The 12,189-nt window shown below is 50.2% G+C and carries 4 protein-coding genes; 2 read left to right on the top strand and 2 right to left on the bottom strand.

The features are described 5' to 3' along the window. Positions 1-45: 45 nt before the first annotated feature. Together ACZ52Z_RS12080 and ACZ52Z_RS12075 are read right to left on the bottom strand one after the other, a co-directional pair. Positions 46-1,392, bottom strand: a complete 1,347-nt coding sequence (locus tag ACZ52Z_RS12080; protein WP_464267034.1) for a hypothetical protein — start codon at positions 1,390-1,392, stop codon at positions 46-48. A 73-nt stretch (positions 1,393-1,465) separates the two neighbouring features. Next, positions 1,466-2,590: a glycosyltransferase gene (locus ACZ52Z_RS12075; RefSeq protein WP_464267033.1), complete on the bottom strand. Its 1,125-nt coding sequence runs from the start codon at positions 2,588-2,590 to the stop codon at positions 1,466-1,468. A 996-nt stretch (positions 2,591-3,586) separates the two neighbouring features. On the opposite strand from ACZ52Z_RS12075, the gene ACZ52Z_RS12070 reads away from it, so the two are divergent. Together ACZ52Z_RS12070 and ACZ52Z_RS12065 are read left to right on the top strand one after the other, a co-directional pair. Continuing rightward, positions 3,587-7,291, top strand: coding sequence for a PKD domain-containing protein (locus ACZ52Z_RS12070; RefSeq protein ID WP_464267032.1), 3,705 nt, complete (start codon positions 3,587-3,589; stop codon positions 7,289-7,291). A 339-nt stretch (positions 7,292-7,630) separates the two neighbouring features. Further along, entirely contained in the window at positions 7,631-12,031 is a 4,401-nt protein-coding gene (locus ACZ52Z_RS12065; RefSeq protein WP_464267031.1) for a golvesin C-terminal-like domain-containing protein, read from the top strand. The last annotated feature ends 158 nt before the right edge of the window (positions 12,032-12,189 follow it).

Here is a 12,189-nt window from a genome sequence, read left to right as displayed (position 1 = left end):
CGTTCTTCGGAGATGGGAATGGGGGGGCTCTCTCGCCCACAAAGCTTATGCCGTCTCATATGCTACCTGAGGAGTACCGTCGCATACAATATCAAGAGACTCGACGGAACTCTGGGTATACGAAACATCAATTTTTGTCAGGTTTTTTCCTTTGATTTTTTTTATGGGCAACTCCCTGAACCATATCTCAGTGTATTGCTTGGAAGGGGGTAATTCGATGCGAACCCTTTTGCTGCTGTATTCGAGAAGGCTATAGGGAGAATTGCAGTATATTTTTCTGTTGCCAGGGCTTTTGACCGCATAGTTCCTGTAAGTGTCAGGGTTTCCCGTCTCGCCAGCTTCGGCCGCCTTTACGATATTGTAGGCCTCTCGAGCTGTAACATAGTGCAAATTGAATGGTTTCTGTTTGAATTTACTCTCCAGGTCCGTGAGCATGTGCTCGAGTTGTGCGCTTAAAAAAACATCTCTGCTTTGCATTCCATGGGTATGCAATTTGATAAAGAGCCATTCTGGTCGACCTTTAACGTGGATACCAGCCTTTAACCAGTAATCAAGACGCTCGGTAAAATAGGGGGTGTACGACTCAAAAGCAGCATACTCAATACAGCTGCGGTGCCAATCCACCCAGATCGGTCCCTGGAAAATCATCAGGTCTCCAGATGGGGGGCGCTCAACTTCCAGGTCAACTCCGGTACTGTATGACTTTGGTTTTGGCGTGCTGGTTGCGTAGTGGATTGAATTGACTTTTCTTGGCTGCGAGTTTTCCCCGAAAGCAGGGAAGGTAAAGTCTGCATAGCATCCAGCTGCTTTTAAGAGCTCTATTTCGGTGTTTACGCCACTCATTGATGAATCGCGTCTTCCGTTGTCAAGTGCCCAATTTCCAGCGATATACCCAAACTGCCGTGATGGCGTTTGTTCTGCTGAGATCATGGCGCCGGCCTGATTGAACCATGCTACCCCCTCGCAAAGAGTGTTGGAAAATGATTCCGGTGTGTCATAGCCGTGGTGCAGGTGGAACTCAATTTCTCCAAACCCTTTATATGTGTACTCGCTCAGTATTCGAATGCATTCAAAGTTTGGGTAATCGTAGCGGTAAAACCAGGTATGCTGTGGTGACACTCCATCAGAATCCTTATGGCGACCAGCTATTGCTGCATACTGCTCACACCATGTCTTAACCTTTGTCACACCGGCGGCCTTTTCTTTTTTTGCCGGTTCAAAATGATCGACAAAGAGAACCATGACATGGATGTCAACATCTCGGGGGAGTGCACGGTGTACCTGTTTTGGTTGCAGGCAATAGGAGGGGAGCCAGATATAACCTTTCCACTTTAATAGGCGCAAAAGGGTGAGCAATGGATTGAAAATGCGTATGCCTCTGTCTTTATTCATGTTCATTGTTTTAAATTTTATAGGTGTTTTTCCTTAGATGGATATTGAGATGATTCCAGGTTGGTTGTGACGGCTAGCGCACTAACCTTTCGTATAGATTTTCAGTTTGTTTAACGCAATAAGCAATATTGAAGGTCGTCCTCGCTTTACAATAGGATTTTTCCCCCATTCTTTGCTTCAGGTCCGGGGCTGCCAGTATTTTTTTTAAAGCGTCCGCAAACAACTCCGGGTTGTTGGGAGGAACCAAAAAACCATTGACGGTGTCTTCAACGAGTTCAAGATTACCGCCGACACTGGTGCAGACAATCGGCAGGCCAGCAGCCATGCATTCAATCAATGCATTGGACAACCCTTCCGACAATGATCCCAATACACCAATGTCGGAATCTTTGAGAATCTTGGGGACATCATTTCTGCTTCCCAGAAAAAAAACCTTATCACCTATGCCGAGCCGTTCAGCTAATTCTTCAAGGAAGTTTCGATCTCCCCCCTCCCCAACAAGGAGCAGTCTGATGTTTGGATAGGTGCAATGTACCTTTTCGGCGGCGCGAATGACGGTTTCCACGCCCTTCACGGCGCGGAGATTTGATACAGCTGTAATCACCATCTCATCAGGCTGGATGTTTAATTCTTTGCGAATTGTCCCCGGTGTAAGGTCTGTTGTGTTGTCAAAAGCGGACCACTCGATGCCGTTATATATTACCTCGATTTTATCAGGGGCGATATTTTCCTGTGCTATCGTGTGATTGGCGACACTTTGCGAGTTAGCATAAAAGCGAGTTGCTAGAGGATTGAGTAGCCGCAGGAGGAGAAGATATGGTTTGGTGTTCCAGAGTCCAAGGTTTCGACGGCTGGAGATGATGATTTTTGCCCCTGCAAGTTTGGCGGCTATGGTACCGACAATATTTCCGTCACGAAAAAAGGTTTGTACAATATCGATTTGTTCATGGCGAAGGAAGTGAGCAAATTGGAGTAGGTGGCAATAGCTTCTCGGAAAGCGATAAGACGTGAAATTGATGATATGGATATCACAGAGGTCACTGTGCTGCTCAAGCCATGGAGAGTTGTATAAACAGCAAAGGTATGGAGTAAATTTTGTACGATCAATATGCTTAAGCAATAAAAAAATCTGTTTTTCGGTGCCGCCTATGTCAGGGTCAATGGTATCGATAACAAGGGCAAGCTTAATTTTACTCATGTATCCCTCTTTTTCTTCACTTTTCAGAAACTGTTTATCGAACTTGCTGTAAAAAGGGTGGTTAACCTAGACGTTTTTTTCAGATTGCCGTATTCAACTGCAAAGGCCATGATTGGTTTAACAATCCAAAAGATTGCTTCTCAGCGTCTTAAATATACCCAAACCCAGTACATTCACACTGCATGCAAAAAAGTTACCGAAAATACTTGAGGCATCCTGACAGTCCAACGAGGGTACCTTGGCCGAGAGTATAGCCACCAAGGCCCGTTCCTGCCGAGAGGAGTCCCACAAAAATTGACACTATCTGGCTTTTGCTTGCGTTTCGCTCACCATATTTGCCGCAATGCTTATGTTTTCCGGACGGATTTCGATAGACTGCCAGGTGAGATGTAAAAGGGAGTGCTGGCAGATACGGAAATTTTTTGTTCATTTTTCCGCCATTCCGGAACGAAGGGTAGCTTTTTCTGGTGCCGGATGAGGTGAGTCCGTGGGATTCGTTGCATATGATATGCATAATGTTGTTTTCTAATTATTTGTTATTATTTCAACGGGTAGCGTTGTCAAGTAGTTGAGGGTGAGGTCCCCGGCTTTTTTCGGAAGAGCTTGTGAAATAATATCATACTTTACCTTAGGCGAAGACAATAGTTTTTATAGGCGGGTAATGGAATATCTGTTTTTTGTATTTATATGGATTGTGTTTGGTGTCAATGTGTTACAAGGTGGTACGGCAAGAGCTGTAACAGGTTGTATAATTGCTACGAATTGCCCAATCCGGAATTCCGGAAGAAAAATCAGCTTCCCAAGAATATATCAAGAGAAGGTTTTTTCTAATTATCTGTTTTTATTTTAAAAAGAGTAATCGTTTCAGCTTCGCTCTGGTGGGAACTGTATTTGCATGAATGGAACTGCAGTTACAAGTAACTTGGAAAATGAGAACATTTGCGCCTCTGGCGGTCTCTATTGATGAGCAAAGTAGGAAAACTGGAGTGAATCACTATGAATGACACAGGTAAGCATAGATCCTTTAGTCGATATATGGGGATGTGGCTATTTTTGCTGTCCCTGCTCTTGTTGCCACCGATAACGTCAGCAGATGTGATTGTTGACAACGGGGATGTTGGCAATACAACCATTACCGGAACGTGGAGCGAGTCCGGTGGTCCCAACTCCTACGGAACAACCAGTATATATGCCCGTCCAGAGGCAACGCACACCTGGCAGATTGATGGACAGCCGCCAGGTGAATATGAGGTGCTGATGTGGTGGACGGTCGTCGATACTCGAGCTACGAACATCGACGTGGAAATTAACGCGGCAACTCCAGCTTTCACCACTGTTGACCAAACGGTGAATGGCGGAACCTGGAACAGTTTGGGAACCTATTATTTTGATGGGGCTGGCAGCGTCACCATTACCGCAGCCGATGAATTTATCCCTTCGCTTAACAGGACGGCCAGTACCAGCGCTGATGCGGTTTGGTTCAGGCAGGTTTCCGGCAACGCCCTGCCGGAGATCATCCTTTTTGATATCCTGGCAGACCCGGCCTTTGCCGGAGAGCCTGTGTATTTTGATGGCGAGGCGGTTGACAGTGACGGAGCGGTGGTCAGCTATGAATGGGCGTCAGATATTGACGGATTTCTCAGTGATCAGCCCTCTTTTTCTGGGTCGCTGACTGCAGGAGCGCACCTGATCACCTTGACCGTGACGGATGATGAAGGTGGACAGGCGGTTGAAAGTCAAGAGCTCGTCATAGAGGTTGTGGGCAATGCCCCCCCTGAAATTACTCTGTTCGATATTGTTGCCAGCTCGCCGTTGCCTGGTGAGCCTGTTGCTTTCGACAGTGCTGCGGTTGACTCTGATGGAGCGGTGGTCAGCTATGAATGGGCGTCAGATATTGACGGATTTCTCAGTGATCAACCCTCCTTCTCTGCTTCATTGACTGCAGGGACGCACCTGATCACCTTGACCGTGACGGATGATCAAGGTGGACAGGCGGTTGAAAGTCAACAGCTGATCATCGGCGGGTCGACGGTGATTATCGATAACGGGGTGGACCCAGCGACTACCGAGTCTACCGGCAGCTGGCGTGATTCCGGTGGTCCGAATTCATATGGCACGACCAGTGTTTTTGCACGACCCGCAGCCTCCTATACCTGGAGATTTGACGGTTATCCTCCGGGGATTTATGAGGTGGATATGTGGTGGACAAGCGTATCGACCCGTGGGACGAGCATTCAGGTGGACATCACCTCGCTGGATGGTCTGGATACGGTGTATGTTGACCAGAGTCAGGGTGGTGGCCAGTGGAATACGCTGGGCAGGTTTTCCTTTGATGGTGCGGGCGATGCGACCATTTACGCGACCAGCGAGATGGTCGGCACTCGGATTGCCAGTACCTGCGCTGATGCTGTGCGCTTTCGCTATGTCGGTGCGATTGTGCCGGATACCAATCCACCGGTAGCAGATTTTACAGTGGACCTGACGACTTCGGCGATGAACAATGATATCCAGTTTACCAATGTCTCCGCAGGTACGTATGAAACGTCGCTGTGGGATTTTGGCGATGGAGCAACCAGCACCGAAGAGAGTCCGGTGCATGCATATGGGGCAGTCGGTGAGTACACGGTATCGCTCACGGTAACCAATGCCTATGGATCGCACACGGAGACCAAGGAGAGTTTTATTCGTGTTGTGGATAATATAGAGAATATCTATATCGTGAACGCCTATGTCACTCCTCGTGACATGATCGATGAAATTGTGCCGGACATTGAGCAGATCGGTGCGGTGGAGTCAAGCCCTGGTGTGTGGACCTACACCAATACTGACAAGGGCGTTACCTACTACATCCGAGAAGTGAAAGAGATGACGGACTATGAAAATGCCCTGCGCGACCCGTTTGGGCATATCGTCATAGGCGGTCACTCCAATTATGGAGCTGGTCTCGCGTTGATCAGCAGGAGCGAGAATGGGCACATCGATGCCTTTGATGCCCCGAAATGGTATAACGGTACCTCTGATATTGTTGAGCCTGATATCGGCGGCATGATCAATGGTAACGACTATGTAAACTGGCAGCCTTTCTATCGCGACGGTACCCCGGCGATCGCCCCGTATACCTTTAGCGAGGGGCTCCCTCCATACAATTACTACCTCTCCTACGAAATACCGGGAGGGGATGGGACCCGTTACTTCATCGAGCAACCTGACGGCAGTTACTTCCAGCGGTACGACAACGAGACGCAGACACCGGTCTGGAACTCACCAAATCCGCCGGATCCTGTGCAGAATCCTGAATACTTTATCACCAACCCTGACCCGGAATTCAACCACATCGAGTTTGTCGGCAACTGGCCGCTGGATGATGCAGGGCCAGAGGAAGTGAGATACTATAGTGGTACCAACTTCCAGACCAATGCCGCTGGAACCGGAGAGGACAAGGCTACTATCGTCATGATGGTTCGTTATCCGGGCTGGTACCAGGTCTATGCCCAGTGGCAGCCTCGGCCTGAGCACGCGACCAATGCGGTATTTACGGTCAACCACGCCAACGGTGCAACGCCGGTGACGGTAGACCAGACCGTCTCCGCCGGTTCCAACGACTTGGGTGTCTACTACTTCAACTATGGTCGCAACACCATCGTCCTTACCGATGATGCTGATGGCACGGTGTGTGTGGATCGGGTTGACTTGGTTTCTGTTGATGATCCGCTTGGGCTTGTGCGAGCGGAATTTTCTGCGACCAATCGCACGGGTAACGGTCCCTTGACGGTGGCCTTCAGAGACCGGAGCCTGTTTTACGGGACATCCATGCGGGGTACGTTTCTCTGGGATTTTGGTGACGGGACAAATGACGCAACAAATGCGGAACGGAGTCCTGTGCATACCTATGCAGCTCCTGGAGTGTACACCGTGAGCCTGACGGTGACCGATACCAACGGTGTTTCCTCCACTGAGATGAAGGAGAACTTTGTGGTGGTTGATACTCCCGCCCCGCTGACGGCCCAGTTTCGTGCAGGTTTAACGCCCGAATACGATATCTATCCAGCCTCGGTGGTTGACATGTACATAGCCGGCGCGAATATTGGGTGGCAGCAATTATGTGCTTATTTTTATGACCAGAGTATTGGCAATGTAACCAGCTGGCACTGGGATTTTGGTGACGGTGGTACAAGTAACGAGCAGAATCCCACCCATGTATATAAAGGGGTAGGCGAGTATACGGTCACCCTTACCGTTACCGGCCCTGACGGGACGAGCTCTGTGGTGAAAGAGAAGTATATGAACATGCTGATTGGTGCCTCGCAGCTTGACAATGACTACCTGTTCAAGCCGCATTACTACTCCACTTATCGTGGCCGTATTGTCGGTAAGGTCATGATGGATGCCCGCAAGGCAAAACTGGAGAAGGGTATTGATCCTCAGGAGTACCGGTATCAGAGAATGGCGTATCTGACCTGTTTTACCGGTAGGTACTACATGGATCATTACCAGCGGGGTATTATGTTCTACACCCATGCCAATTCAAGGAATCCGGTTCCCTGGCCGGACTATGTACGGCTGTACCTGCTCGGCAGTTCGGACGATGAGATCCTGACCGTCCTGAATAACTTGCCGTATGAGACCTACTGGTACGAAACCCTGCCATTCGGGCTCTATGGGTATTATGATTTCACCCAGAAGCCACCTTCCATGAGGTAATATCTCTCCTCAGTTGAAAAGAGCGGGCAAGCTTTCTTTGCCCGCTCTTTTTTTTTGTTATTTAAATATTACATCCGGTTGTCCGGTGTTCCGGAATTTTTTTTATATTCCCAAAATAAATGACGAGTGGAACGACGGGTATCTATGGGCCTGAGTAAAAAGATTGGCTGTATCTAATTCACTCTACAGGGAAAATTTTGAACGATGCAGGTTTTGTTTGTTTGGGCATATTTTATGCAAAATAAATTTGGGACAGTGTATTGCCTGGAGAGTGGTTTGCGTACTCATCAGTGTGTTGTCACGATTACACAAATAGTTATGCGTGGGGGAGCAGGTGCTATGAATGGAGCAGGGAAAAGGGGGATGCTTGATAGGTGGCTAGGTATAGGGCTGTTATTACTTTCCCTGGTCGTGGTTCCATCAGTTGCTTTGGCTGATGTGATTGTTGACAACGGGGATATTGCCAACACCATCACTACCGGAATTTGGAGTAATTCAGGCGGTCCTGGTTCCTACGGAACAACCAGTATATTCGCCCGTCCGGAGGCAACCCACACTTGGTACTTTGATGGACAGCCGGCTGGCGAGTATGAGGTGCTGATGTGGTGGACGGTAGTCGATACCCGCGGTACGAACATCGACGTGGAGATTAATGCGGCAACCCCCGTTGCCACCACGGTTGATCAGACGGTGAATGGCGGGGCCTGGAACAGTTTAGGAACCTATTATTTTGATGGGGCTGGCAGCGTCACCATCACTGCGACAGATGAATTTCTTCCTGCTGTGAACAGGGTGGCAAGCACCTGCGCAGATGCAGTGTGGTTCCGTCAGGTGAGTGGTGGCAATGCCCCGCCTGAGATTATTGTGTTTGATGTTGTCGCTGACCCGCCCCTGCCAGGTGAACTTGTTTTTTTTGATGGCGAAGCCGTTGACAGTGACGGTGTGGTGGTCAGTTACCAGTGGGTGTCAAGCCTCGACGGTCTCCTTGGTGATCAGCCTTCATTTTCAGCAACGTTGAGTGAGGGTATCCATACTATTTCTTTGACGGTTGTTGATGATGAAGGGGGGGAGGCAACGGAAAGTCAGCAGGTCATCGTTGGTTATCCGTCCCAGGAGGTCATCATTGATAACGGTGTCGACCCTGCAGAGACAGAATCGACAGGGGCGTGGAGTCTATCAAGTGGGCCCAATTCATATGGTACGACCAGTGTCTTTGCCCGTCCTGCCGCCACCTATACCTGGAAATTTGATGGCTACCCACCTGGTGTTTACGAGGTGGATATGTGGTGGACGACCGTCTCAACCCGAGGAGCCAATATTGAGGTAGAGGTAACTTCGCTGGATGGGGTGGACACGCTCTTTGTCAACCAGAGCCAAGGTGGCGGTCAATGGAACAATCTTGGCAGCTTTTCTTTTGATGGAGCTGGAGACGTGACCATTTATGCCACGAGTGAAATGGTCGGCACTCGAATTGCCAGCACCTGCGCCGATGCTGTTCGGTTTCGTTATGTAGGGGAGCTTGAGCCGGGAGGCGGCAACGCCCTGCCGGAGATCATCCTTTTTGATATCCTCGCAGACCCGCCCTTTGCCGGAGAGCCTGTGTATTTTGATGGCGAGGCGGTAGACAGTGACGGAGCGGTGGTCAGCTATGAATGGGCGTCAGATATTGACGGATTTCTCAGTGACCAGCCCTCTTTTTCTGGGTCACTGACTGCAGGAGCGCACCTGATCACCTTGACCGTGACGGATGATGAAGGTGGACAGGCGGTTGAAAGTCAAGAGCTCGTCATAGAGTTTGTGGGCAATACCCCCCCTGAAATCACCCTGTTCGATATTGTTGCCAGCTCGCCGTTGCCTGGTGAGCCTGTTGCTTTCGACAGTGCTGCGGTTGACTCTGATGGAGCGGTGGTCAGCTATGAATGGGCGTCAGATATTGACGGGTTTCTCAGTGATCAACCCTCTTTTTCTGGGTCGCTGACTGCAGGGGCGCACCTGATCACCTTGACCGTGACGGATGATCAAGGTGGACAGGCGGTTGAAAGTCAAGAGCTGATCATCGGCGGGCCGACGGTGATCATTGATAACGGGGTGGACCCGGCGACTACCGAGTCTACCGGTACCTGGCGTGATTCCAGTGGTCCGAATTCATATGGCACGACCAGTGTTTTTGCACGACCCGCAGCCTCCTATACCTGGAGATTTGACGGTTATCCTCCGGGGATTTATGAGGTGGATATGTGGTGGACAAGCGTATCGACCCGTGGGGCGAGCATTCAGGTGGACATCACCTCGCTGGATGGTCTGGATACGGTGTATGTTGACCAGAGTCAGGGTGGTGGCCAGTGGAATACGCTGGGCAGGTTTTCCTTTGATGGTGCGGGCGATGCGACCATTTACGCGACCAGCGAGATGGTCGGCACTCGGATTGCCAGTACCTGCGCTGATGCTGTGCGCTTTCGCTATGTCGGTGCGATTGTGCCGGATACCAATCCACCGGTAGCAGATTTTACAGTGGACCTGACGACTTCGGCGATGAACAATGATATCCAGTTTACCAATGTCTCCGCAGGTACGTATGAAACGTCGCTGTGGGATTTTGGCGATGGAGCAACCAGCACCGAAGAGAGTCCGGTACATGCATATGGGGCAGTCGGGGAGTACACGGTATCGCTCACGGTAACCAATGCCTATGGGTCGCACACGGAGACCAAGGAGAGTTTTATTCGTGTTGTGGATAATATAGAGAATATCTATATCGTGAACGCCTATGTCACTCCTCGTGACATGATCGATGAAATTGTGCCGGACATTGAGCAGATCGGTGCGGTGGAGTCAAGCCCTGGTGTGTGGACCTATACCAATACTGACAAGGGCGTTACCTACTACATCCGAGAAGTGAAAGAGATGACGGACTATGAAAATGCCCTGCGCGACCCGTTTGGGCATATCGTCATAGGCGGTCACTCCAATTATGGAGCTGGTCTCGCGTTGATCAGCAGGAGCGAGAATGGGCACATCGATGCCTTTGATGCCCCGAAATGGTATAACGGTACCTCTGATATTGTTGAGCCTGATATCGGCGGCATGATCAATGGTAACGACTATGTAAACTGGCAGCCTTTCTATCGCGACGGTACCCCGGCGATCGCCCCGTATACCTTTAGCGAGGGGCTCCCTCCATACAATTACTACCTCTCCTACGAAATACCGGGAGGGGATGGGACCCGTTACTTCATCGAGCAACCTGACGGCAGTTACTTCCAGCGGTACGACAACGAGACGCAGACACCGGTCTGGAACTCACCAAATCCGCCGGATCCTGTGCAGAATCCTGAATACTTTATCACCAACCCTGACCCGGAATTCAACCACATCGAGTTTGTCGGCAACTGGCCGCTGGATGATGCAGGGCCAGAGGAAGTGAGATACTATAGTGGTACCAACTTCCAGACCAATGCCGCTGGAACCGGAGAGGACAAGGCTACTATCGTCATGATGGTTCGTTATCCGGGCTGGTACCAGGTCTATGCCCAGTGGCAGCCTCGGCCTGAGCACGCGACCAATGCGGTATTTACGGTCAACCACGCCAACGGTGCAACCCCGGTGACGGTAGACCAGACCGTCTCTGCCGGTTCCAACGACTTGGGTGTCTACTACTTCAACTATGGTCGCAACACCATCGTCCTTACCGATGATGCTGATGGCACGGTGTGTGTGGATCGGGTTGACTTGGTTTCTGTTGATGATCCGCTTGGGCTTGTGCGAGCTGAATTCTCAGCGAGTAATCGCACGGGTAACGGTCCCTTGACGGTGGCCTTCAGAGACCGGAGCCTGTTTTACGGGACATCCATGCGGGGTACGTTTCTCTGGGATTTTGGTGACGGGACAAATGACGCAACAAATGCGGAACGGAGTCCTGTGCATACCTATGCAGCTCCTGGAGTGTACACCGTGAGCCTGACGGTGACCGATACCAACGGTGTTTCCTCCACTGAGATGAAGGAGAACTTTGTGGTGGTTGATACTCCCGCCCCGCTGACGGCCCAGTTTCGTGCAGGTTTAACGCCCGAATACGATATCTATCCAGCCTCGGTGGTTGACATGTACATAGCCGGCGCGAATATTGGGTGGCAGCAATTATGTGCTTATTTTTATGACCAGAGTATTGGCAATGTAACCAGCTGGCACTGGGATTTTGGTGACGGTGGTACAAGTAACGAGCAGAATCCCACCCATGTATATAAAGGGGTAGGCGAGTATACGGTCACCCTTACCGTTACCGGCCCTGATGGGACGAGCTCTGTGGTGAAAGAGAAGTATATGAACATGCTGATTGGTGCCTCGCAGCTTGACAATGACTACCTGTTCAAGCCGCATTACTACTCCACTTATCGTGGCCGTATTGTCGGTAAGGTCATGATGGATGCCCGCAAGGCAAAACTGGAGAAGGGTATTGATCCTCAGGAGTACCGGTATCAGAGAATGGCGTATCTGACCTGTTTTACCGGTAGGTACTACATGGATCATTACCAGCGGGGTATTATGTTCTACACCCACGGTAACTCAAGAGATCCGGTTCCCTGGCCGGACTATGTACGGCTGTACCTGCTCGGCAGTTCAGACGATGAGATCCTGACCGTCCTGAATAACTTGCCGTATGAGACCTACTGGTACGAAACCCTGCCATTCGGGCTCTATGGGTATTATGACTTCACCCAGAAGCCACCTTCCATGAGGTAATATCTCTCCTCAGTTGAAAAGAGCGGGCAAGCCTTCTTTGCCCGCTCTTTTTTGACTTTTCCCTATATTCGTGACACCCAAGGTTAAGCGTCTTTGCTGATATTTTTAAAAATGAATTGATTGATCGCTTTCTGTGCCAGTGTGAGGTGTACAGAACT

This window comes from Desulfogranum aggregans, assembly GCF_055398265.1.
Note: the sequence above shows the minus strand (reverse complement) of the source record. Positions and strands in the feature narration are given on the sequence as shown.